Source organism: Micromonospora sp. NPDC048170, assembly GCF_040652795.1.
GTDB lineage: Bacteria > Actinomycetota > Actinomycetes > Mycobacteriales > Micromonosporaceae > Micromonospora.
Map to the genome: position 1 here is coordinate 184,325 of NZ_JBEZMR010000011.1, position 25,024 is coordinate 209,348.

Sequence of the window (25,024 nt, forward strand, 5' to 3'; positions counted from 1 at the left end):
CCGAACGGCGGCTGCCGTACTAGCGCCTCGCCTTTCAGCGACGGTGCCGGCCGGCGGAGGATCCACACGCGGGACGCTGTCGAGCTGATGTCGCAGACGACTCAGCTCGACAGCGTCGTACGACCCTTCCGCCCACGGGCCGGCTCGGCGACCACCACCGCCCCCGTACGCGGCTGACCCCGTCGGACCGGGGGCCGTGTCGCGTCCGGAGCGAGCATCGACGTGTCCGGCACCCGACCGGGAGGTTTTCCCTGGTGAGGCGGGGAAGGACGCTCTGCCGGGCGGGACGTCCCGCAGACCACGATCGATCCATGGTTCGTACCGGTCGTGCTTCCTTCGCTCAGGAAAGACTCTATTTCCTCAACCAGCTCCAGCCCGGCAACCGGGCGTACGTGGTGGCGTTCGCGGTCCACCTGCACGGTGCGTTGCGGCCCGAGGCGATGCGCGCGGCACTGACCCGCGTGGTCGCCCGGCACGACGCGCTGCGCACCACGTTCGCGCTGGTCGACGGCGTGCTCACCCAGCGGGTGTCGCCCACCCCGCACGCGGACGTCGACATCCGGACGGGCGCGTGGGCCGACCGGGACACCCAGGAGACCTTCCTGCACACCCTGGTCGCCGAGCAGGCCCGACGCCCGTTCGACCTCGGCGACGGGCCGGTGCTGCGCGCCTTCCTGCGCTCCTGGGGCCCCGACGAGCACACCCTCGCGGTGCTGGTGCACCACATCGCCTGCGACGGCTGGTCGGTGGGTCTGCTGCTGCGGGACCTCGCCGCCGAGTACCACGCGGCCGTGTCCGGGTCGCCCGCCGCGTACGCCGCAGCGGCGGAGTCGTACCTGGCGTACGCGCGGCGGCAGCGCGACTCCTGGGAGCGCGACAGCTCCGGGCTGGACTTCTGGCGCGCCGAGCTGCGGGACGTGCCACAACTCGCGCTGCCCACCGACTTCCCCCGGCCGAGCGTGCTCAGCGCCGACGGCGCGGTGCTGCGCCGCCCCGTCGAGCCGCAGCTGGTCGAGCGGCTCACCGGGTGGGCCAGGGCGCGGGGCGCGACGCTGTTCGCGGTGACGCTGGCCGCGTACGCCTCGGTGCTGTCGCGCTACGCGCGCCAGGACGAGGTGGTGATCGGGGTGCCGGTCGCGAACCGGATGGACGAGGCCGAGGAGGCCGTCGTCGGCTGTCTGGTCAACACCCTGCCGATCCGGATCGACGTGTCCGGCCGGCCCGGCTTCGCCGAGCTGGTCGACCGGGCCCGCTGGGCCAGCATGGCCGCGTTCGCCAACCAGGATGTGCCGTTCGAGCAGATCGTGCGGGCCACCGTGGGGGAACGGCAGCTCAGCCACGCTCCCCTGTTCCAGACCTCCCTGACGGTGCAGAACTTTCCGTTCGCGTTCCCCGAGTTCGACGGGGTGCGGCTGACCGAGGTCGACGTCGAGATCGACGTCACCAAGTTCGACCTGGGCCTGACCCTCGACGTGTTCACCGATACGCCGTTCCTACGGGCCGAGTACAGCACCGAACTGTTCACCCAGGAGACCGTCGCGACGCTGCTCACGCACTACCTGACCTTCCTGCGGTCGATCGTCGACGGGCCGGACGCCGAGCCGTGCATGGTGGACGAGGCGGAGCGGCTGTTGCTGACCGAGGGGGTGAACCCGCCGGTCGCGGAGCAGCCGGCCGACCACCCGTCGGTGCTGCGCCGGTTCGCCGAGCACGTGGCACGCACCCCCGACGCGGTGGCGGTGCGCCACCGGCACGTGGAGGTCACCTACGCCGAGCTGGACCGGTGGGCCGGGCGGATCGCGGCGGGCCTGGCCGACCGGGGTGTGCGCCGGGGCGACCGGGTCGGGCTGCTGCTGCGCCGCTCCCCCGCGATCGTCGCGGCGATCCTGGGCGTGTGGAAGCTCGGCGGCGTCTACGTGCCGCTGGACCCCGAGTACCCGCAGCAGCGCCTGGAACTGATCACGGCCAGCGCCGGGATGCCGTTCATGCTGGTCGAGGCGGGCACCGCCGACGCGGCCGGGGCACTGGCTCAGGGCCGCGACATCCGGCTGGCCGACGCGCACAGCCTCGACGGGACGTCGGTGGTCGCCCGGGCGTTCCCCGGGCCGGGCGACCAGGCGTACGTCATCTACACCTCCGGCTCCACCGGGGTGCCGAAGGGCGTCATGGTCGGGCACGGCGGCCTGGCCGCGCTGAACGACCCCACCCCGGCCGGCCTCGACATCACCGCCGACGACGTGTGGCTGGCCGCCAGCTCGTTCTCGTTCGACGCCTCGGTGTGGGAGATGTGGGGCGCGCTGAGCACCGGCGGCCGGCTGGTCATCGCCGACCAGGCCGACCTGGTGGACCGGCAGCGGCTGGCCGCGCTGGTGCACCGCGAGGGCGTCACGGTGGTGTTCCAGACCCCCGGGGCGCTCTACCGGCTGCTGCCCCCCTACCTGCGGCTGCTGGGCGCGGACGAGGTCTCCAGCATCCGCTACGTCGTCCTCGGCGGTGAGGCGCTGAGCTGGTCCCGGGTCACGTCGCTGGTCGCCGGTGCGCCGGGCCTGCGCGCGGTGTTCGTCAACATGTACGGCATCACCGAGGGCACCATCCACGTCACGCTCTTCGAGGCCCCCACCGCGGACCTGGCCGGGGTCAGGGAGGGCACGATCGGGGTGCCGCTGCCGTCGGGGCGCTGCTACGTCCTCGACGACGACCTGCGCCCGACCGGCCTCAACGTGCCCGGCGAGCTGTACTGCGGCGGCGTGCTCGTCGCGCACGGCTACGTGGGCAACCCGGAGCTCACCGAAGCGCGCTTCCTGCCCGACCCGTACGGCGGGGGCGTGATGTACCGGACCGGTGACGTGGTCAGGTGGGGCGTCGACGGGAACATGGTGTACCTCGGCCGCAACGACACCCAGGTGCAGCTGCGCGGCTACCGCGTCGAACTGGCCGAGGTGCAGGGCGCGTTCCTGACCCATCCGGCGGTGCGCTCGTGCGCTGTCGCGGCGGAGAACGACGAGCTGGCCGCCTTCGTCGTCGGCGAGTTCGGCCCCGACGCCGAACGCGAACTGCGCGCCCACGTGCGGGCGACGCTGCCGGCGTACATGGTGCCGTCGCGGATCCTGACCGTCGCGACGGTCCCGCTCACCGCGCACGGCAAGGTGGACACCGCCCGCCTGCTGGCCGACAGCCGGGCCGCGCGCACGGCCGCCGCACCCTCGGCGCCGCGCGGACTCGCCGCCGGCACCGGGCTGGAGGAGCGCGTCCGAGCCTGCTGGAGCGAGGTGCTCGGCCGGGTCGACGTCGGGCTGCACGACAACTTCTTCGACCTGGGCGGGCACAGCTTCGCGCTGATCGCGCTCCAGCAGCGGCTGTCCGACGAGGGCCTGGACGTCTCCGTGACGGACCTGTTCCGCGCCGGCACGGTCGCCGGCTGCGCGGCGCACCTGCGGCAGGCGGCCCCGGTGGTCGCCGACACGCGGGTGGCGCAGCGCCACCGGGGCCGCGCCCTGCTCGCCGACCGGCGCCGGAGCACCGGAGGCCGTCGTGGCTGAGCACGACGACAGCGCGGCGGTGGCCGTGGTCGGGATGGCCGTCCGGGTCCCCGGTGCCGAACGCGACCTGGGCCTCTTCTGGCACCACGTGGTCAACGGGATCGACGCGGTCACCTTCTTCACCCCCGAGCAGCTCGTCGGCTGGGGCGCGCCCAAGGACCTGGTGGAGCGGCCCGAGTTCGTACCCGCCCGGGCGGTGCTGCGCGACGCGGACTGCTTCGACCACCGGCTGTTCAGCTACTCGCCGTCGGACAGCGCGCTGATGGACCCGCAGCAGCGGATCCTGCTGGAATGTGCCTGGGCCGCGCTGGAACACGCCGGGCACCCGCCGGTCGCCGCCGACGGCAACCGGATCGGGGTGTACGTCGGCACCGGCCTGAACGTCTACCTGCTCGACAACGTGTGGCCCGACGAGCGCGCGGTCGAGGCGGCCGGCGGGCTGGGGCTGATCATCGGCAGCGACAAGGACTTCGCGGCCACCCGGATCGCGTACAAGCTGAATCTGCAGGGTCCGGCGCTGACGTTGCAGACCGCCTGCTCCACGTCGCTGGTCGCCGTGCACCAGGCGACGCAGGCGCTGCTGACCTACGACGCCGACGTGGCGCTGGCCGGCGGCGCCACGGTGGCCCCGCCGACGCGGCGCGGGCACCTGTACGAACCCGGCGGGATCTTCTCCGCCGACGGCCGGTGCCGGGCCTTCGACGCCGCGGCCGACGGCACCGTGCCCGGCGACGGCGCGGGCGTGGTGGTGCTCAAGCGACTCGACGACGCGCTGCGCGACGGCGACACCGTGCACGCCGTGATCCGCGGCTCGGCGGTCAACAACGACGGCGCCCGCAAGGCGGGCTTCACCGCGCCCGGGCCCACCGGCCAGGCCGGCGTGATCTCGGCGGCGCTGAGCGTGGCCGACGTCGACCCGGACACCGTCGGCCTGATCGAGACCCACGGCACCGGCACCGCGCTCGGCGACCCGATCGAGGTGGCGGCGCTGCGGCAGGTCTTCGACAGTGACCGGCCCGACCGGGCGCCCTGCGCGCTCGGCGCGGCCAAGGCCGTCTTCGGGCACCTGGACACCGCCGCCGGGGTGATCGGGCTGGTCAAGACCGTGCTGGCGCTGAAGCACCGGGTGATCCCGCCGATCGCCCACCTCGCCACCCCCAACCCGGCGGTCGGGCTGGACGGTTCGGTGTTCGAGCTGCCCGCGTCGGCCCGGCCCTGGGAGCCGGTCGACGGCGTACGCCGGGCCGGGGTGAGCGCCTTCGGCATCGGCGGCACCAACGCCCACGTCGTGCTTCAGGAGGCCCCGCCCGCCCGGCCCCGGCCGCGCCGCCACGTCACCGAGCTGGTCCTGGTCTCCGCCAAGACCGCCGCCGTGGCGCAGGCCAGCCTGGACCGGGTAACCGCCCACGTGGCGGGGGCCGCGCCCGGCGAGCTGGCCGATCTCGCGTACACGCTGCGGACGGGCCGGGCCGAGTTGCCGTGGCGCGCCGCGTTCCTGACCGCAGCGCACGGCACGCCACCGACGGTCCGCCAGGTCGACGCGAAGGCGCGGGCCCGCGGTGTGGCGCTGCACCTCACCGGGGCCGGCGAGCTGACCGGCAACCGGCCCAACTACGACGCCGACCCGGTGTACCGCCGGGTCGTCGACGAGGGCGTGGCGCTGCTGCGCGATCGCGACCTCGACGAGGCCGTACGGGAGCGCTGCACCCGGTTGCTGGCCTGCGTCGGCCTGGCCCGGTCGCTGTGCAGCCGGGGCGTGGCCCCACGCGCCGTGGCCGGTGCCGGCGTCGGCGCGGTGGCCTGCGCGGTCGTGGCCGGGATCCTGTCCGTCGCGGACGCGCTGGAGCTGGTCTGCGGGGCCGACGGCGACGGCATCCGGCCCGGCCCGGCCGAACTGCCCGTCCACGTGCCGGGCGGGCAGCCGCCGACCGGCCACGGCGGGCTCGCGTACTGGCGGGGGCAGGCGGCCGGACCGGCCACGCCGGTGACGCCGCCCGACCTCGACCGGGTGCTCTGGGTCGAGGTCGGCACGAGCGTCACCCCGCACCTGGGCCCGGACCAGCCCGCACTGCCCACCGACCGGCACGCCCGGCTGCTGGCCACCGTCGGCGCGCTGTGGCAGCTGGGTGTCGTCGACGCCTGGGATCCCGTGCACGACACCGGCCGGCGCCGGCTGCCCGCCCCGACCTACCCCTTCGCGGCCACCCGGCACTACCTGGACGCCCCCGCGACCCGACTGGACACAGAGAGGCACCACTGATGCGCGACGTAGAAGACCGGACCTGGGTGGGCGAGTTCGAACAGCTGTGGATGGAGGTGCTCGGCGTCGACACGGTCGACGACGACGACGACTTCTTCGACCTCGGCGGCCACTCGCTCAGTGCGCTGCGGCTGAGCACCCTGATCCGCCAGGAGCTCAACCTCGCGGTGATGTTCGGCCACGTGCTGGAGAACCCCCGCTTCGCCGACCTGCGCGACGTCGCGGGCCAGGTGCCGCTGGACAAGCCGGTGGCGGAGGCCGTGTGATGGCGGCCCCCGACCTCACCGCCTGGACGCCGCTCGCCGCGCGGGTGCTCGGCATCCCGCCCGAGCAGCTGCGGGACGCGGCGGGCACCGAGTCGTTCGTCGCGCTGGGCGGCACCTCGCTACAGGCCATCGCCCTGGTCTCGCTGGGCCAGCGCGAGCTGCGGGCGCACGTGGACAGCGCCCGGCTGCTGTCGGCGCTGCCGCTGGCGCAGGCACTGGCCGGCGCGGTGGAGCACGTGGACACCGCACCGCCGGTGGCCGCGCGGCGGCCCGCCGAACTGGAGCTGCTGCCCGGCCAGCGGTCCATGCTGGCCGCGCACCTGCTGGACCGGGACGCGCCGTACCACCTGATGTTCACGCTGGAGGCGGACGGGCCGCTCGACGAGGCCCGGACCCGGTCGGCGCTGCGGGAGCTGGCGACCCGGCACGAGGCGCTGCGCACCCGGTTTGTCCGCGACCCGCGCCAGGCCCGGGTCGTGCTGCCCGCGCCGTACGAGCCGCGGCTGCTGCACCAGACGCTGCCCGACGACGACCCGGTACGCGCCGTGCACGACCTGTACGGCCGCTCGGCCGAGCGGTTGCTGCGCCCCTTCGAACAGCCGCCGGTCGTCTTCGTGCTGACCCGTGCCGGGCGGCGCGACCTGCTGACCATGCTGCTGCACCACACGATCGGCGACGGCTGGAGCATCGGGGTGCTCTGGCGCGACTTCGCCGAGTTCTACGCCGGTACCGGTCCGGCTGGCGCGGCGCCGTCGCCGGACTGGGTCGGCTCGCGGCTGGCCGCGCAGGAGGCGTCCGGGGCGCTGGACGGCGCCCTGACCCGGATCGCGGCCCGGCTGGACGGGGCGCCCTGGACGGTGGAGCTGCCCACCGACCTGCCGCCGGTCGTCGAGGCCGAAGGCCGGGGTGCGCGCCTGCGCTTCCACCTGGACGCGACGACGACGCGGTCCGCGACCGAACTGGCCCGGCACTGCCGGGTGACGGTGACGTCGGTGGCCATGGCGGCGTGGGCGCTGGCCGTGTCCCGCCGCGCGGGCCTGGCCGACCTGGTGCTCGGGGTGCCGGCGGCGGGCCGGTTCGAGGCGGGCATGGCCGCCATCGTGGGCCTGTGCACCCGGGTCGTGCCGGTGCGCTGCGCGACGGCCGACGACGTCAGCGCGCGGGACTACGTACGCGGCGTCGCCGCGTCGCTGGCCGAGGCCGCCGCCGACGCCGACGTGCCGTTCGAGCGGGTCGTCTCCGGGCTGGACGTCGCCACCGACCCGGGCCGCAACCCGCTGGCGCAGCTCGGCTTCGCCGCCCACCACGAGCTGGTGCCCGACGAACTGGTCGCGGGCGGGCGCAGCTGGCGGGTGCACGAGGGCCACTGCCACGGCGCGGTGTTCGACGCGCTGCTCTACCTGCAGTCGTGGTCGGAGCGTCCCCGCTTCGCCCTGGAGTACGCGACGTCGGCACTCACCGCCGCCGACGCCGGGGAACTGGCCGAGTCGTTCCAGGCCGCGCTGCGGGAGCTGGCCGCCGATCCGGACGCGGCCCTGCGCCACGTCACGACCCTGTCGGCGGGGCAGCACGACCGCCTGCGGAATTGGGGCGCGGGCGGGTCGCACGACACGGCCGACGACGTGTGGAGCCGGTTCGCGGCGCACGCGGAGTCCGCGGGCGAGCGGACCGCGCTGGTCGACGCGCACACCGGGCTCACGCTGACCTACCGCGAACTGCACGACCACGCGGTCGCCCAGTCGCGGCTGCTGCACGCGTGCGGCGTACGCGCCGGCGACGCGGTGATCCTGGAGCTGCCCCGCTCGGCCGCCGAGGCCGTGGCGGTGCTGGGCACGCTGCGGCTGGGCGCGCACTACGTCGCGGTCGACCAGCACGCCACCGGCGAATGGCGCGAGCACCTCGCCGAGGCCGTCGCGCCCCGGGCCCGACTCGGCGCGGGCACGCCCGGCCCGGAGTGGTCGGGCACCGCCGACTGCGCCCTGGCCTGCCCGGACCCGGCGGGGCGGGCCGGTGGGTACGGCGCCCTCGACGTCGTCGGGACCGGCGACCGCCCGGTCGAGGCGGCCCCGACGGACCCGGCGCGGACGGCGTACGTCTCCTTCACCTCCGGCTCCACGGGCGTGCCCAAGGGCGTGGTCGTGCCGCACCGGGCGGTGCTGCGGCTGGCCGACGACCCCAGCCTGTTCGCCGACCCGGCGGGCATGCGGATCACGCGGCTGTCCCCGCTGGCGTTCGACGCGTCCACGTTGGAGCTGCTGGTGCCGCTGGCCAACGGCGACACGGTGGTGGTGTTCCCGCCCGGGGAACCGACACCGAGCGGCCTGGCCGAGTTCCTGCGCACCGCCGGGATCACCCACGCCTGGCTCACCTCGGGCGTGTTCCACCTGGTCGCCGACCACCGCCCGGACGCGTTCGCCGGGCTGCGGCAGCTGTTCACCGGCGGCGGCGTGGTCTCACCGGCGCACGTACGCCGGGTGTTGCGGGCCTGCCCGGGGCTGCGCGTCACCAACGCCTACGGCCCCACCGAGAACACCACGTTCACCACGACGTACCCGATCGACCACGCCGACGCGACGCCGGAGCCGCTGCCGATCGGCCGGCCGGTGCACGGCACCGACCTGCACGTCGTCGACCCGTCGGGGCGCCCCGTCCCGCCGGGCGCGGTCGGCGAGCTGTGCACGGCGGGCACCGGGCTCGCCGACGGCTATCTCCGCGACCCCGCGCGCACCGACGTGTCGTTCGTCCGGCACGGCAACCCGGGGGTGCGGCTGTACCGCACGGGGGACCTGGTGCGCTGGGGCGCGGACGGGCAGCTGCGCTTCCTGGGCCGCAACGACCGTCAGGTGAAGATCGCCGGGCACCGGGTGGAGCTGGTCGACGTCGAGCGCAGGCTGCGGGCGCAGCCGGGGGTACGCGACGCGGTGGTGTTCACCACCGGCGACCCGGTGACGGGCGTACGCCTCTGCGCCGCGCTCAAGCCCGGGCCCGACGGCGTGGACGTGGCCGGCGTACGCCTGGCGGTGGAAACGGAGCTGGCCCCCTACGCCCGGCCCCAGCAGTGGGTGACGGTGGCCGAGTTCCCGCTCGACCGCAACGGCAAGGTCGACCTGCGGGCCCTGGGCGCGCTGGCCGGCGCACCGCAGGGGCGGCCGGCGCCGCTCCCCGCCCAGCGTTCGGCGTCGCTGGCCGAGTTCGAGGAGCTGGTGACGGGGGCCTGGGTGGAGGCGCTGGGCACCGACGACTTCGACGTCGACGAGGCGTTCTTCGACGTCGGCGGGGAGTCGCTGCGGCTGGCGATCGTGCGCCGGCTGCTCCAGGAGCGGCTGGCCGGTCGAACCATCCCGCTGACCGACCTCTACCGCTTCCCCACCGTCCAGACGCTGGCCAGGCATCTGCACACCCAGACCGAAGGAGCAGGCGCATCATCATGAACGGCGACATCGCGATCGTGGGCATGGCGGGCCGGTTCCCCGGCGCCGCCGACGTCTGGGAGTACTGGTCCAACGTGGTCGCCGGGAAGATCACGATCAGCGAGCTGACCCGCGGCGAACTGCTGGCCGCCGGCGTGCCCGCGGACCGGCTCGACGACCCCGCGTACGTGCCGGCACGCGGCGTGCTGGCCGAACCGGACCTGTTCGACGCCGCCTTCTTCGGCATCACGCCGAGGGAGGCCGAGACCATGGACCCGCAGCACCGGCTGCTGATGCAGACGGCGTGGGCGACCCTGGAGTCCGCCGGGCTGGCCACCGGGCAGCCCTTCGGCCGGGTCGGCGTGTTCGCCGGCGCCGGCTTCAACTACTACGCACTGCACCACGTGTACGCGCAGCCCGGCCTCGTCGAGACCCAGGGACTGCTGTCGGTCGTGCTGGGCAACGAGAAGGACCACCTGGCCGCGAAGGTCGCGTACCGGCTGGACCTGGGCGGCCCCGCCGTCACCGTGCAGACCGCCTGCTCGACGTCGCTGGTGGCGGTGCACCTGGCGTGCCAGAGCCTGCGCACCGGCGACTCGGACGTCGCGCTCGCCGGTGGCGCCTGCGTGGCCGTGCCGCAGCAGGCCGGGTACCTCTACGAGACGAAGGGCATCATGTCGCCCGACGGCGCGTGCCGGCCCTTCGACGCCTCGGCCGCCGGCACCGTCCCCGGCAACGGCGTCGCCATGGTGGCGCTCAAGCGCGCCGAGGACGCCCGCCGCGACGGCGACACCGTGTACGCCCTGATCAAGGGATCGGCGGTGAACAACGACGGCGGCATGAAGGTCGGCTACACCGCGCCCGGCATCGCCGGGCAGGTCGACGTGCTGACGCGCGCGTACGCCGCCGCCGGCGTCGACCCCGCCACCGTCGGCTACCTCGAGGCCCACGGCACCGCCACCGAGGTCGGCGACGCGATCGAGTTGTCGGCGCTGACCGAGGTGTTCCGTCGTGGCGAGCAGCCGTGCTCGATCGGCTCGGTCAAGGCCAACGTCGGCCACCTCGATGCGGCTGCCGGGGTCACCGGCCTCATCAAGGCCGCGCTGGCTCTGCACTTTCGGCAGATCCCGCCACTGGCCGGCCTCAAGCAGGCCCGGCCCGAGCTGCTCGACGGGTCGACCCCGTTCACCGTCGACAGCGTGGCCCGCCAGTGGGAGGCCGGCGGGCCGCGCCGGGCGGCGGTCAGCTCCTTCGGCCTGGGCGGCACCAACGCCCACGTGGTGCTCCAGGAGGCCGACGGGCCCGCCGGGCCCGGGCCCGCGTCGACCGACGGTCACACCGAGCTGATCGTGCTGTCCGGGCGCGGCCCGGAGGCGGTCCGCGAGGCCGCCGCGCAGCTAAGCGAACACCTGCGGCAGCGCCCCGACCTGGCCGTCGCCGACGTCGCGCTGACGTCGCAGACGTACCGCAGGCATTTCCCGCACCGGCTCACGGTCGCCGCGCACGACGTCCCCGCGGCGCTGGCCCGGCTGCCCAAGGCGCCGGTGCGGGAGGCCGCGCGCCGGCCCAGCGTGGTGTTCCTGTTCCCCGGGCAGGGCGCCGAGTTCCCCGCCATGTCACGCGGCCTCTACGACCGGTACCCGTCGTTCCGGGCGGACCTCGACCACGGGGCGGGGCTGCTGGCCCCCGTCCTGGGGCTGGACCTGCGCGACGTGCTGGTCGACGACGACCCGCACGGGCTCGTGCACCGCACCGACGTCACCCAACCGGCGCTGGCGCTGCACGAGCTCGCGCTCGGCAGGCTGCTGGTGTCGTGGGGCGTACGCCCGGCGGCGCTGATCGGCCACTCGATCGGCGAGTTCGCGGCCGCCGCGCTGGCCGGCGAGATGGCCGACGACGACATGCTGCGCCTGGTCGCGACGCGCGGCAGGCTGATGCAGGACGCGCCCGAGGGCGGCATGCTGGCCGTGCTCGCGTCGCCGTCCGCCCTGGCGGAACACCTGGCCGGCCTGGACGACCTCGACGTGGCCGCGCGCAACGCCCCCGAGTTGACGGTGCTGGCCGGGCCGGTGGCGCAGCTCGCCGCGCTCCGGGAACGCCTCGACGCGGCCGGGGTGCGATGCCGGGCGCTGCCCGCGCAGCGCGCCTTCCACTCGCGGATGATGGCCGACGCGGCACGGCTGCTCGCCGCCGAGGCCGACCGCGTCGCGCAGCGGCCCCGGACCGTCGCGGTGGTCAGCAGCGTCGACGGCACGCTGCTCGGCAGGGGGCAGCCGCGCGCCGAGGGCTACTGGGCCGCGCAGCTGCGCAGCACCGTGCGCTACCACGACGCGCTGCTGACCGGGCTGGGCCTGCCCGACCCGGTCCTGGTCGAGGTCGGGCCGGGTACCGCGCTGACCGGCACGGCCCGGCAGAGCGGGCAACGGGTGCCCGCCTTCGCCCTGCAGCCCCGGCCGATCCGGCGGGCGGACGCGGGCGACGTGCTCGCCGGGCTCGGTGGACTGTGGACCGCCGGAGCGTCCGTGGACTGGGCCTCGGTGCGCGGCGGGAACGGTGCGCGGCGGGTCGCGCTGCCCACGTACCCGTTCGCCCGTACCCGGCACTGGCTCGACGCCACGCCGCCCCGCCCCGCCGCTGACCTCCAGGAACCGGCGCCGGCCCCCTCCGGCACCGGCGAGAACGACGTGGTGAGGGAGATCATGGAAATCTGGGGCACGCTGCTCGGCTCTGCCGAGATCGGGCCGGACGCGAACTTCTTCACCCTCGGCGGTGAGTCGCTGCTGTTCATCCGCATGGTCACGCAGGTGCAGCGCAGGTTCGGGGTGCGCATCCCGATGGAGGCGCTGTCGGTCGACCCCACCCCCCGCACGGTGGCCGGGCTGGTGACGGCGTGACCGGCCCCGACCTGGAGGTGGCCGCGGCGGTGGCGGCCGTGCTCTGTCACCGCCTGTCGGCCGCGCCCTCCGTCACCGTGCGCGGCCCCCGCGGCGACGTCCCGGTGCGCGTCTCCCCGGACAGCACCATGACCGAGGTACGCGAGCAGACGCGCGGCCCGGGCCCCGCCGCCGTGATCCTCGCGCCAGACGTGCCCGCGCCGGGCGGGTCCGTGGACGTCGTGCTGATGGCGCCCATGGCAGGTGACGCGGGCGCGTCGGCGGTCCTGGGCGGGGTGCCGGTCCGGTTCGCCCGGCACCACGGCGATCCCGCGTACCTGCAGGAACGGCTGGACACCCTGCGCGCCTGGCTCACCGCCCACCCGGGCCGGCCGGTGCGGGAGGCCGCGCTGGTCGGCCCGGTGGAGCGCGGGACGCTGCTCGGCTTCAATCCCGCGCCGACCCCCGCGCCGCGCAGGCCCGTGCACGAGACGATCTGCCGCCAGGCGGAGCACACCCCCGACGCCGTGGCGCTGCGCGGCGGCGGACGCGACCGCACCTACCGCCAACTCCTGGACGAGGCGGCGGCGCTGGCCGGGCGGCTACGCGTTCAGGGCGTGGGCCCCGGTTCGGTGGTCGGGCTGTGCGCCGAGCGGAGCCCCGAGATGGTGGTCGCGGTGCTCGGCGTCCTGCTGGCCGGCGGGGCGTACCTGCCGCTGGATCCGTCCCACCCGCGCCCGAGGCTGGACCTCATGCTCGGCACGGCCGACGCCGCGCTCGTGCTCGCCGACGAGGCGGGGCGGGCCGCGCTGGGCTCCGGCGGTGAGCCGCCCGTGCCCGTACGGCCGCTGACGGGCGGTGACCTGCCCGCCGCGCCGGTCGACTGGCGCGGCTACCGGGCACCCGAGGAGGTGGTGCGGGGGCTGTCGTACGTCATCTTCACCTCCGGCTCCACCGGGGCGCCCAAGGGCGTGCAGATGACACACCTGTCGTTGGCCAACCGGCTGGTGTGGATGCGGGACGCGTACCGCATCGGCCCCGGCGACGTGGTGCTGCACAAGACGCCGCACACCTTCGACGTGTCGGTGTGGGAGCTGCTGTGGGCGTTCATGACCGGCGCGACGCTCGTCGCCGCCGAGGCGCAGGCGCACCGCGACCCGCAGGAGATGGTCGACGTCATCGCCCGCGAGTCGGTCACCACGGTGCACTTCGTGCCGTCCATGCTCGCCCTCTTCGTCGAGGAGGCCGGCCTGGCCCGCTGCACCGGTCTGCGCCGCGTGATCTGCAGCGGGGAGGCGCTGCCGCCGAAGCTGGTCAACAAGCTCACCGCCACGCTGCCGCAGGTCGAGGTGCACAACCTGTACGGGCCCACCGAGGCCGCCATCGACGTCACCGCGTGGCCGTGCCGCCGGCCCGAACCGGACGACACCGTCCCCATCGGCCGGCCGATCACGAACGTCGTGGCGTACGTCCTCGACGAGCGCGGCGGGCTGGCCCCGCTGGGCCTGCCCGGTGAGCTGGTCGTCGGCGGGGACTGCCTGGCCCGGGGGTACGCCGGGCGGCCCGACCTGACCGCGGAGCGGTTCGTCGAGGTGGACGTCGCCGGGTGGCCGCAGCGGGTGTACCGCACCGGTGACCTGGCCTGGTGGTCGCCGGGCGGGCACCTGCACTACGGCGGGCGGATCGACACGCAGGTGAAGATCCGCGGGCAGCGGGTGGAGCTCGGCGAGATCGAGTCGGTGCTCAACCGGCATCCGCTCGTCGCCAACAGCGTCGTGCTGCTGCGCGACGACCTGGGCGCCGCGGCGACCCTGGTGGCGTACGTGGTGCCCGAACGCGACGCCGATCCGCAGGCCGTGGCCGAACCCGCGCTGCGCGCCCTCATGGTGCGGCACCTGCCCGAGCACATGGTGCCTCTGCGGTACGTGCTCCTGCCGGAGCTGCCCGCGACCGCGAACGGCAAGGTCGACCGCCGTGCCCTGCCCGCCCCGCCGGCCCGGGTCCGCCGCCGGGTGGTGCCCGTCGACACCACCGGGCACCTGTCGAACACCGCGCGCCGGTGAGCGCCGCCTGGCCGGGATCGGTGCGGGTGGGCCCGGGCCGGGCGTCGGCGGAGGACGCCGTTGTCGCCGGCCGGCCGGGGGCCGTTCAGAACAGCGTCGACGGCCCGACCGGTGCCGGCTCGGGCAGCGGCTCGACCTCGGGCAGGCGGGCCCGGACCTCGTCGTGGAACCGGCGGGCCAGGTCGGGCGCGTCGGCGTTGTCCGGGGTGTGCACGAAAACGGTCGGCGAGCGCCCCTCGCGCAGCCAGCCGGTCACCACGTCGAGCCACGGTTGCCAGCCCTCGACCGTCCGTGCGGGGTCGTCCCGGCCGAGGTAGCGGACGATCGGCCGGTCGGTCAGCGCGCGGGTGCGCAGCGGGTTGCGCGGCTTCCTGGTCCACGCCTCCCGTTCCGCGTCGCTGGTCGGCGGGGTGCGGAAGAACGCGGTCGTGTCGAAGGGCACCCACTCGGCACCGACCGTGGCGAGGGCCTCCTCCAGCGTCCGCACCGCCCGGGGGTCGTCGAAGAACGCGGGGTGGCGGACCTCCACGGCGTACCGGTGGGCGGTGGGCAGCCCGCGCAGGAAGCGGGCCAGCGCGGGTACGTCGGTGGGGCCGAACGAGCCCGGCAACTGGATCCAGAGGGCGTGGGCCCGTGGGCCGAGGGGTTCGACGGCGTCGAGGAAGGTGCGGAGTTCCTCGTCGGCGCCGGTGAGCCGGCGTTCGTGCGTGACGACCTTCGGCAGCTTGGGCACGAACCGGAAGTCGGGGTCGGTCTGCCGCGCCCACGACGCCACGGTCTCCGGGGTGGGAGTCGCGTAGAAGGTGGTGTTCCCCTCCACCGCGGTGCACCAGCCGGCGTACGCCCGCAGTCGCTCGTGGGCCGGCAGCGGGTGCTCCAGGAAGCGTCCCTGCCAGGACCTGTGCGTCCACATCGCACACCCGACGTGCAGGCGCATCCGGTCCTCCCACCGCTCGACGGCCCCCGGCACGGGTGACCCGCGCCGCGGGTACGGTATCTCAGCGCGCGGGCTCCGCCGAGGCGGCGACCGGCGGCACACTCCGCTCGGGGCAGCAGAGCGTGAGCGCAGCGGGCACCACCCGCACCTTCAGCTTGGTGACCTCCCCACGGGCACCGCCGTCCAGCTCGTACGTGCGCGGCGCGGCGAGTCGGACCTTGACCCTGCGGCCCCGGGTGATCCGCACGAAAGGCGACTCCGCCGAGCGGCCGGCGGCCATCCGGCCCAGGGTGCGCGCCCAGTCCACCGCGCCGTCGGCGGTGGAGACGCCGACCTCCAGGCAACCGTCGTCGGGGCGGGCGTCGTCGAAGGCGGGGATGCCGCCGGTGATGGTGCCGACGTTGCCGAAGAGTACGCAGCTCGCGTCGCCGTCGAACCACTCGGTGCCGTCGACGGTGATCCGGGTGTGGACCAGTTCGCCGCGCACGTGGCGCAGCCCCGTCCACATGTAGGCCAGACGGCCGAACCTGCCCTTGAGCGTGCGGTCGGCCTCGCGGATCAGGTCGCCGTCGAATCCGGCGCCGGCCATCACGGCGAAGTGCTCGCCGTTGATCCTGCCCAGGTCCAGGGTGCGGCGCGGGCCGCGCAGGCCGATGCGGACGGCCTCGGGCAGGTCCTCGGGGATGCCGAGGTTGGCGGCGAAGAGGTTGGCGGTGCCGGCGGGCACGATGGCCATGGCAGTGCCGGAGCCGGCGAGGGCGTCGGCGCAGCGCTGCACCATGCCGTCGCCACCCCACACGAAGATCAGTTCGGCGCCCTTCTTCAGCGCCTTGCGGACCTTCCCGGGAGCCTTGCGGCTCTTCGGCACCTCGTACCAGATCAGCTGCTCGACCCCGGCGCCGGCCAGCTCGGCGCGCAGCGCGTCGAGGCCGCCGCCGAGGGTCTTCTTCCGGTGGGCGACGACCGCGACCGGGCCCACCCGGGCGGCGGTCGTCGGCCCGTCGCCCGCCGCGCTGCTCGTGCTCATGATCCAGGGGTACCCGGAGCGCACGATTTCCATGCCCCGGCCGGTGGGAACGACCCCACCGGCCGGGACACGACCGTCAGAGGGTACGGGCGAGACGGTCGGCGAGGATGCGGGTGAACCGCGACGGGTCGGCCAGCTCTCCGCCCTCGGCGAGCAGCGCCAGGCCGTGGAGCAGCTCGGCGGTCTCCTTCAGCGACTCCTCGGCGCCGCCCTGCTCGTGCGCCTTGCGCAGACCGGTGACCAGCGGGTGCCCGGGGTTGAGCTCCAGGATCCGCTTGACCGACGGCACCTCGTGCCCCATCGCCCGGTACATCTTCTCCAGCGTCGGGGTGATGTCGTGGGCGTCGCCGACGACGCAGGCGGGCGAGGTGGTCAGCCGGGACGAGAGGCGGACCTCCTTGACGGAGTCGGCGAGGGTGGTGCCCATCCAGGTGAGCAGGTCGGCGAAGTCCTTGCGCTGCTGCTCCCGCTCGGCCTCGGCCTCCTTCTTCTCCTCCTCGGTGTCCAGGTCGACGTCGCCCTTGGCGATGGAGCGCATCGTCCTGCCGTCGTACTGGCCGACGCGCTCGACCCACACCTCGTCGACCGGGTCGGTCAGCAGCAGCACCTCGTAGCCCTTGGCGCGGAACGCCTCCATGTGCGGCGAGTTCTCGATCATCGCGCGGGAGTCGCCGGTGGCGTAGTAGATGTCGCTCTGCCCGTCCTTCATCCGGCCGACGTAGCCGGCGAGGTCGGTGAGCTCGGCCGGGTCCTGGGTGGAGGCGACCGACAGGATCTCCAGGAGGGTGTCCCGGTTCTCCGTGTCGTCGATCAGGCCCTCCTTGACCGCGGCCCCGAACTCGGTCCAGAAGGTCCGGTAGCGCTCGGCGTGGTTGGCCTTCATGTCCTTGACGGTGGCCAGGATCTTCTTGACCAGCCGGCGGCGGACGACCTGGATCTGCCGGTCCTGCTGGAGGATCTCCCGGGAGATGTTCAGCGACAGGTCGTGCGCGTCCACGACGCCCTTGACGAAGCGCAGGTAGTTCGGCATGAGCGCTTCGCAGTCGTCCATGATGAAGACGCGCTTGACGTAGAGCTGCACGCCGCGACGGCCCTGCGGGGAGAACAGGTCCAGCGGCGCGTGCGAGGGGATGAACAGCAGCGCCTCGTACTCGAAGGTGCCCTCGCCCCGCATGTGCACGATGTCCAGCGGGTCGGCCCAGTCGCGGCTGACGTGCTTGTAGAACTCCTTGTACTCGGCCTCGTCGACCTCGTCGCGGGGCCGGGCCCAGAGCGCCTTCATCGAGTTGAGCGTCTGGGTCTCGGTGCTGGTCTGGTCGCCCTCGCCGGGGCGCTCGACGGTCATCCGGATCGGCCAGGCGATGAAGTCCGAGTATCGCTTGACGATCTCCCGGATCGTCCACTCGGCGGTGTAGTCGTGCAGGTTGTCCTCGTCGTCGGCCGGCTTCAGGTGCAGCGTCACCGACGTGCCCTGCGGCGCCTCGGTGACCGACTCGACGGAGTACGTCCCCTCGCCGGCCGACTCCCAGCGGGTGCCGCCGCTCTCCCCCGCCCGGCGGGTCACCAGTTCCACCCGGTCGGCGACCATGAACGCCGCGTAGAAGCCCACCCCGAACTGGCCGATCAGCTCCTGCCGCGCCCCGGAGTCGGAGGACTCCCGCAGCTTGCGCAGCAGCTCGGCGGTCCCGGACTTGGCGATCGTGCCGATCACCTGGACCACCTCGTCGCGGGACATGCCGACGCCGTTGTCCCGGACCGTGAGTGTGCGCGCCGCCTTGTCGACCTCGATCTCGACGTGCAGGTCGGAGGTGTCGACCTCCAGCTCCTTGTCGACCATCGACGCCAGGCGCAGCTTGTCCAGCGCGTCCGAGGCGTTCGAGATCAACTCACGCAGGAAGACGTCCTTGTTCGAATAGATCGAGTGGACCATCAGCTGGAGCAGCTGACGCGCCTCGGCCTGGAACTCCAACGTCTCGGCCCGATTGCTCACACCGTGTCCTTTCATCCTCGAAAGCCCACCGAAGGTTCGCGGAAAGGATACGAGCCGCCGCCGACGCCGGGACGACGGGACGCCGGGTGCGTCGATGGGCGCGGTTGCCGCCGAGCCCCGATCGCCGGGACTGAGCCACCACCGGGTGCATCCGGCTGGCCCGATCTGGCGCGTCGAGGTGTGGGAATGCGGGCGCCTGGGTACGGAGATCCGCCGGGGTGCCGGCGGACGTGCAGCTGAAGCCGGGTGCCAGGATGTGCGGGTAATGCCAGCAGGGTCGTCGGGGCCCGGAAGTGAGGGCTGCGATGAGGTGCGACCGAGGGTGACGCGACCCACGGGGGACCTGTTCGCCGACGGCGGTGGGACCGGGCGGCTGATGGCGCGGCTGGACTGGGCCGCCACCCCGCTCGGCCCGATCGACGGCTGGCCCCAGAGCCTGCGCTCCGCCGTCCGGATGGTGCTCTCCTCCCGCTACCCGATGCTGCTGCTGTGGGGCGACGGGTTCACCCAGCTCTACAACGACGCGTACTCGGCCCTGATCGGCGACAAGCATCCCGACGCGCTCGGCGGCGACGTGCGGGTCACCCTGGCCGAGGGCTGGGACGTGCTGGCCCCCCTGATCGACGAGGCGCTGGCGACGGGGGTCGCCAGCTGGGTGCCGGCCCTGCGGCTGCTGCTCGACCGGGCCGGCTACCGCGAGGAGGCGTACTTCAGCGTCTCGCACGCTCCCGCCCGCGACGACGAGGGACGCACGGTGGGCGTGCTCACGGTGTGCAGCGAGGTCACCGACCAGGTCGTCGGCGAGCGCCGGCTGCGCCTGCTGCGCGATCTGTCCGTGGGCGGCGACGGGCGGACCGTCGACGTCGGCAGCACCTGCGCCCGGCTCGCCGAGGTCATCGGCGGGCACCCGCTGGACGTCCCGTTCGCCGCCATCTACCTGCGCGAGGGCGCGCTGCTGCGCCGTGCCGCCTGTGTCGGCGGCGAGCCCGTTGCCGGGGCGCTGCCCGCCACGCTGCCCACGGGCCCGGAGCACGGGTCAGGGCTGGCGCACGGGTGGGGGCTGGCGACCACCGCCGCCGGCACCACGACCGAGGTGGCCGGCGTCGACCGGCGACTCGCCCTGCCCGCCGGCCCGTGGGGCGACCCGGTCCGTACGGCCCTCGCCCTGCCGCTGCCATCCGTCGAGGCCGACCAGCCGCTCGGGGTGCTGCTGGTCGGCGTCAGCCCGAGCCGAGGGCTGGACGAGGCGTACCGGTCGTTCTACTCGCTGCTGGCCCAGCAGGTGGCCGTCGCCGTGCGCAACGCGCGGGCGTACGAGGAGGAGCGCCGCCGGGCCGAGGCGCTCGCCGCACTGGACCGGGTCAAGACCAACTTCTTCACCAACGTCAGCCACGAGTTCCGGACTCCGCTGACGCTGATGCTCGGCCCGCTGACCGACGCCCTCAACGACAACGAGCATCCCCTGCCGGCGACGCAGCGGGAGCGGGTCGACACCGCCTGGCGCAACGCCACCCGGCTGCTCACCCTGGTCAACAGCCTGCTCACCTTCTCCAGCCTGGAGGCCGGGCAGGCGCACAGCGAGGCTCGCGAGGTCGACCTGGCCGGCCTCACCACCGAGCTGGCCAGCGTCTTCCGGGCGGCCGTCGAACGCGCCGGGCTGCGCCTGGAGGTCGACTGCCCGCCGCTGCCCCGCGCGGTCCGCGTGGACCCGGTCAACTGGGAACGGATCGTCACCAACCTGCTGTCGAACGCGCTGAAGTACACCTTCGTCGGCCGGATCCGGGTCGGGCTGACCGCCGACGGCGAGGAGGTCCGGCTGACCGTCGCCGACACGGGCATCGGCATCGCCGAGGCGGAGCTGCCCCGGCTCTTCGAACGCTTCCACCGGGTGCAGGGCGCCCGGTCGCGCAGCCACGAGGGCACCGGCATCGGGCTCGCCCTGGTCCGCGAGCTGGCCCGCCTCGAAGGCGGCGACGTGCGGGTGGAGAGCCGGATCGGGACGGGGACGGTGTTCACCGTGGCGCTGCCCTGGTCCGCCGCCGGGTGGACCGCCGGGCCGGTCGCGGGCGTCGACGGGGCCGGGAACGCGGCCCGGGCCGCCGCACAGGAGGCGATCGGTTGGCTGGCCGACCCGGCACAGGCGGGGGCGTCCGCGCCGGCCGGGCCTGCCGTGCCGGCGTACGGGCCGGCGGACGCGCTGCGGGACACGCGGATCCTGGTCGCGGACGACAACGCCGACATGCGCGCGTACCTGGCCCGGTTGCTGGGCGGGCAGGGCTGGCGGGTGGAGACCGTCGGGGACGGCCGGCAGGCCCTGGAGGCGATCCATCGGGAGCAGCCCGACCTGGTACTCACCGACGTGATGATGCCCGACATCGACGGCTTCGAACTGGTCCGTCGGTTGCGCGGGCAGGCCGGCACCCGGGCGCTGCCGGTGGTGGTGCTCTCCGCCCGCGCCGGAGGGGACGCCAGCGTGCAGGGGCTCGACCTGGGCGCCGACGACTACGTCGTGAAGCCCTTCACCGCAGCCGAGCTGATCGCCCGGATCCGGGCGACCCTGCGCGGCGCTCGCACCCGTGGGCACCAGGCCGACGCGGTACCGGCCCCGGGCAGGTCCTTCGAGTTTCCCGCCGGCTCGGCGGCCGGGGCCGGCGGGGCGCTACCGGCGACACCGGCCGATAGCGCGGGCGGCGGGAACGAGGTGCGGACCCACGGCGAGGGTCGATGGCCCGCGCACCTGACCGCGCTGGACACGGGCTGGACGTACCCGTCGCGGCCCACGTCGGCCGCCGCGATGCGCCGGGACGTACGTGCCTCACTGGAGGGCCTGGACGTCGATCCGGACACCGTGGCGGATCTCCTGCTGGCCGCCTCCGAGGCGGTCAACAACGCCGTCGAGCACGCCCAGCGCCCCACGCTCCCCGAGGTGCGGGTACGGCTGCGGGTGGCCGACGACACGGTACGGATCTCGGTGCGCGACTTCGGCACCTGGCGGGACCGTCGCCCGGCGATGGACCGGGGGCGGGGCGCCACGCTGATGAACGCGTACGGCGACGTACGGATGGTGTCCACCGCCGAAGGCACCACCGTCACCATCGAACGCCGGCTGCCGCCCACCTCCTGAGCCGCGCCCACGGCCCTTGGGACGCCACCGGCGGCAATCCGCGTGATCTCGACGGGTGCCGGCTGGCTGCGCTATGCCGGGTCGACCGGGCTGACCCGGTGGCCGGACCTGGCGGCGGCCTGCGGCAGGCCGGGATGAACGCCCGGCGGATTGCCGGTGTGCTCGGCGAGCCGTTGCAGGACGGCGATGAGCTGGGCACGCTCGGCCGGGTCGAGCGCGGCGAGGACTTCCTCCTCGTGCTGGTCGGCGACGTGGCGTGCGCGGGGTAGCAGCTCGCGGGCGGCGCCGGTCAGGTGAATGGCGTGGGCGCGGCGGTCGCCGGGGTGCCGCCGACGTTCCACCAGGCCGCGCTGTTCGAGGTCGTCGAGCAGGCCGACCATGGCCTTGCGGTGGATGCCCAGCGCGTCGGCGAGCTGCTGCTGAGAGAGACCCTCGCCGCGATCGAGGTGCATGAGGAGTCCGAAGTGATTCGGCGCGATGCCCAACTGTGCCAGCCGCGCGGCGAACGTCTGCGCGATGTGGAACCCGAGCTGGGACAGCAGGAAGTTGGCCCGGCCGGCCAGCGGCTGGCCCGCGCCTGGTGCGGAGTCGTCGGACACCCCGTCATTGTACGCTCCCGCAATTGTCCTGTACGGTGACAATCACCCTTACTCCGTATCTGTGGGAGGCGACAGTGAAGGTGACCGTCTTCGGCGCGACCGGCGGAATCGGCCGCCACCTCGTGCGTCAAGCGCTGGACCGCGGACACGCCGTGACCGCGGTGGTCCGGAACCCGAGCCGTCTCGACGTCCGTCATGCGCGGCTGGAGGTGACGGCCGTACCGGCACTGGACGACGCCGGCCCGTTGTGCCCGGCCCTGCGCGGCAGCGAGGCCGTCCTGTCCGGAGTCGGCCCGCGCGGCCGGCACGACGGGCCCGTCGCCACCACCGCCACACGCACGATCCTGAGCGCCATGGACGCCGAAGGCGTACGCCGTCTCGTCGCGGTCAGTGCTGCCCCGGTCGGCGCCGTTCCGGACGGGGAGAGCTTCCTCAACCGACGCATCGTGCTGCCCGGCATCAGCGCCATCCTCAAGGACCTCTACGCGGACCTGCGTGCCATGGAGCACGCCATGGCCGACAGCACTGCCGAATGGACTGTCCTTCGCCCGCCCAAGCTCGTGAACAAGCCGCTGACCGGCCGGTATCGCACCGCCATCGGCAGCAACGTCTCCCGCGGCTACACGATCTCGCGGGCCGATGTGGCACACGCCATGCTCGCCGCCGTCGACGACTCCACGACCATCCGCCGAGCAATCGGCATCGCGTACTGACCATTCGATGTTCCCGCCGATTCCGGAGGCATCATGACGCCCTTTCCGCTGCCCCCGTTCACCGACCCGGAGCCGCACGGATTCATCTACCTGGGCTTCCAGGCCGAGCCCGCGCAACGGTTGCCCGTTCACACCCGCACGCCGCTCCGGCGCCGCGAGGCGGCGCGGCTCGTGCAGGCGGTCCCCGCGCTCGCGCGCCGCGCGGACGTCGCCTCCGTCGGCGTCTTCCGGGCGTTGTTCATCCCGCCGCTACCGGGTGCGCCTCGATACGACCTCGCCATGCTCATCCGCACCAGGCGAGCGGACCAACTCGACATCGTGCGCACCTGCGACGAGGTCTCGGTACTCAAGGGTCGACAGGTCCTCACCGGCGTCAACGTGGCCCGGATCGGCGACACCGAGGCGCGGGCCGACGGCGCCTTCCTGTTCAACCACTTCACCGCCGCGTCGGACACCGACACCGAAGCCGTCTGGCGGTCCCTCACCGGCTGGTACACGGCCAAGACGGGTGTCGACAACTCCACGGCCCTGCGGCCCACCGGACCATCACCGTTCGCACTCGTCAACTACGCGCGACTGCCGGCCGGGCCGTTCCGCTTCCTCTGCGGCCAGCTCGCACGACCGAGTTTCCATCGCTTCGTGCGAGCCACGCTCGACGCCCACGGAATGCGGGCCCTGCCCGCCTTCCACCGGCTCGTGCACTCGTCGCGGAACGGGGGCGGAGAGAGAGGAGAGACGACCAGCTGACGGCGGGCGACCTGTGGCAAGAGGCCGCCGGAGACCCTCAGCGCCGGGCGCCGCCCGGTCGGCCTCGGCCGGTCCCGGAGGGCCGGTGGCCGATGCGCGGAGCCCGTACCACCGGGGCGTTGCCCGCCCCGGGACGGAAGTCCCGCGCCGCGCCGGCAACCATCTCGTCGGGATCGCGGCCGAGCACCTGCCGGATGTGCGGCGGGACCACCTCCGACGTCGCCACCGCCATCCGCACCTGCACCGAACGGTCGTCGACCAGCCGTCGCAGATCCGCCTCGGCCAGCTCGACCGCGAGCACCAGTGCGGCGCGGACGTCCACCACCGGATCCTGGGCGAGCGCGCTGCGCTGGGCGGTGCTGGTCCGCGGGTTGCGGGCGAGCCCCTTGCGTACGCGCGCCGTGCGATCGGCCATCAGGGCGGTGATCACGCCGGCGTCATGGGTGTGGGTGGCGAGTCGTTCCCGCACCTCGGGTGAGACGTCGTCGACCAGCCGCGCGGCCAACTCGGGCTCCAGTTCACGCGTCTCCGCGAGAAGACCGCGAAGCTCCTTGTCGGGAGCCTCCGCCATCACCCGGCGAATCGACTCGTTGCAGGCCGGGTTGCCGGCTACCGCCCAGCGGACCCACCGGTCGGCGTCCTTGACAAGCAGCAGGAGATTGGCGACCGAGGTCGAGGGGTTTCTCGCCACAGCCCCCCGGACATGACGATCATGATCCCGGGCCAGCGGTCGCAGTGCCTGCGCGGGCGCGTCGGTGCGGGTCGCGACCGCCTTGCGGACCACGGCCGACGGATCGGACGCCAGGTCGATGAGGGTCAACTGTGGCGTCGCGGGGTCCTGCGCGACGGCGAGCCGCGCATCGAGGCTGCCATCCGTCGCACCGTCCGCGGCGGCACCTGGCCCACTCTGACGGTTGGGCCCGGCGACGTCATGCTGTTTCCCCATGGGCGCCATCATGTCACGGGCTGACATGGGAACCACGAGCCCTGACCTGAGCCTTGACGGTGGCCGAAGCGTCACTTCCGCGGATGCCCCGGCAGGTCGACACCGACGCGCGGCTCCCACAGAGGCACGATGAGCTGCTCCGGGGCCTGTCGATCGGTCCGTGCCTCGTTGGCGGGCTCGGCAGGCTATGTCCGATTCGTGACGGATGTGGTGGTGGGCGCCACGGGCCCGGCGGGCATGGGTCGGGGTGCCGGGTCGTTGTAACCATCGTGAGCGCGTGAACCCCCGGAGCTTTCGGCGGCCGGGGAGACGGTCGGAATGCCGGCCGGGCACACGTCGTTACATCCCCCGGACGCGCCCCGGCCCCGCCGGGGACATGCCTGACCTCGACCTTTCCTCATCCGCGGCGCACCCGCCCCCTTCTGGTGTGTGTCGCGTACCCCCGATCGAAAGGTGCCTTGTCATCATGCGTACCGACATCTTCCGTAACACCGCCCTGACCGTGGCCGGCCTCGCCTTCACCGGCGGCG

At 74.1% G+C, this 25,024-nt stretch carries 14 protein-coding genes; 9 read left to right on the forward strand and 5 right to left on the reverse strand.

Translation table 11 applies throughout. The features are described 5' to 3' along the window. The first annotated feature begins 311 nt into the window (after window positions 1-311). From AB0D32_RS17290 to AB0D32_RS17315, 6 genes are read left to right on the forward strand one after another with little or no spacing between them, the layout of a single operon-like run. Window positions 312-3,539, forward strand: a complete 3,228-nt coding sequence (locus AB0D32_RS17290; RefSeq protein ID WP_357090712.1) for an amino acid adenylation domain-containing protein — start codon at window positions 312-314, stop codon at window positions 3,537-3,539. Next, a complete protein-coding gene (locus AB0D32_RS17295; protein WP_357090714.1) occupies window positions 3,532-5,799 on the forward strand; it encodes a beta-ketoacyl synthase N-terminal-like domain-containing protein in 2,268 nt (755 codons plus the stop codon). Before AB0D32_RS17290 ends, AB0D32_RS17295 begins: the two co-directional genes overlap by 8 nt. Beyond that, on the forward strand, window positions 5,799-6,065 hold the full coding sequence (locus AB0D32_RS17300) for a phosphopantetheine-binding protein (RefSeq protein WP_357090716.1): 267 nt from the start codon (window positions 5,799-5,801) through the stop codon (window positions 6,063-6,065). Before AB0D32_RS17295 ends, AB0D32_RS17300 begins: the two co-directional genes overlap by 1 nt. Then, on the forward strand, window positions 6,065-9,496 hold the full coding sequence (locus AB0D32_RS17305; RefSeq protein ID WP_357090718.1) for an amino acid adenylation domain-containing protein: 3,432 nt from the start codon (window positions 6,065-6,067) through the stop codon (window positions 9,494-9,496). Before AB0D32_RS17300 ends, AB0D32_RS17305 begins: the two co-directional genes overlap by 1 nt. Then, entirely contained in the window at window positions 9,493-12,369 is a 2,877-nt protein-coding gene (locus tag AB0D32_RS17310; RefSeq protein ID WP_357090720.1) for a beta-ketoacyl synthase N-terminal-like domain-containing protein, read from the forward strand. The genes AB0D32_RS17305 and AB0D32_RS17310 overlap by 4 nt, the downstream gene beginning before the upstream one ends. After that, on the forward strand, window positions 12,366-14,411 hold the full coding sequence (locus tag AB0D32_RS17315; protein WP_357090722.1) for an amino acid adenylation domain-containing protein: 2,046 nt from the start codon (window positions 12,366-12,368) through the stop codon (window positions 14,409-14,411). The genes AB0D32_RS17310 and AB0D32_RS17315 overlap by 4 nt, the downstream gene beginning before the upstream one ends. A gap of 85 nt (window positions 14,412-14,496) precedes the next feature. On the opposite strand, the gene AB0D32_RS17320 is transcribed toward AB0D32_RS17315, so the two are convergent. The 3 genes from AB0D32_RS17320 to htpG all read right to left on the reverse strand — a co-directional run bounded on the left by AB0D32_RS17320 (window position 14,497) and on the right by htpG (window position 18,365). Then, on the reverse strand, window positions 14,497-15,324 hold the full coding sequence (locus AB0D32_RS17320) for a DUF72 domain-containing protein (protein ID WP_357090746.1): 828 nt from the start codon (window positions 15,322-15,324) through the stop codon (window positions 14,497-14,499). Between the two features lie 85 nt (window positions 15,325-15,409). Next, window positions 15,410-16,375 carry a diacylglycerol kinase family protein gene (locus AB0D32_RS17325; protein WP_357090724.1) on the reverse strand — a complete coding sequence of 322 codons (966 nt, stop codon included), beginning with the start codon at window positions 16,373-16,375 and terminating at the stop codon, window positions 15,410-15,412. 76 nt (window positions 16,376-16,451) lie between these two features. Continuing rightward, window positions 16,452-18,365: a molecular chaperone HtpG gene (gene htpG / locus AB0D32_RS17330; protein WP_357090726.1), complete on the reverse strand. Its 1,914-nt coding sequence runs from the start codon at window positions 18,363-18,365 to the stop codon at window positions 16,452-16,454. 322 nt (window positions 18,366-18,687) lie between these two features. On the opposite strand from htpG, the gene AB0D32_RS17335 reads away from it, so the two are divergent. Then, entirely contained in the window at window positions 18,688-21,489 is a 2,802-nt protein-coding gene (locus AB0D32_RS17335; protein WP_357090728.1) for an ATP-binding protein, read from the forward strand. Between the two features lie 71 nt (window positions 21,490-21,560). Here the strand turns inward: AB0D32_RS17335 and AB0D32_RS17340 are convergent, their stop codons facing one another. Then, entirely contained in the window at window positions 21,561-22,088 is a 528-nt protein-coding gene (locus AB0D32_RS17340) for a MarR family transcriptional regulator (protein WP_357090730.1), read from the reverse strand. Window positions 22,089-22,162: 74 nt separating this feature from the next. Here AB0D32_RS17340 and AB0D32_RS17345 point away from each other — a divergent pair, with 74 nt between their 5' ends. Further along, the gene (locus tag AB0D32_RS17345; protein ID WP_357090732.1) at window positions 22,163-22,801 is read left to right on the forward strand and encodes an NAD(P)H-binding protein; all 639 of its coding nucleotides are present in this window, start codon (window positions 22,163-22,165) and stop codon (window positions 22,799-22,801) included. Window positions 22,802-22,834: 33 nt separating this feature from the next. Further along, window positions 22,835-23,548 (forward strand): hypothetical protein, encoded by a 714-nt coding sequence (locus tag AB0D32_RS17350; RefSeq protein WP_357090734.1) that lies wholly within the window; start codon window positions 22,835-22,837, stop codon window positions 23,546-23,548. Between the two features lie 37 nt (window positions 23,549-23,585). Here AB0D32_RS17350 and AB0D32_RS17355 read toward each other — a convergent pair whose 3' ends face one another. Continuing rightward, complete coding sequence (locus tag AB0D32_RS17355; protein WP_357090736.1) at window positions 23,586-24,494, reverse strand: hypothetical protein; 909 nt, start codon at window positions 24,492-24,494, stop codon at window positions 23,586-23,588. Between the last annotated feature and the right edge of the window lie 530 nt (window positions 24,495-25,024).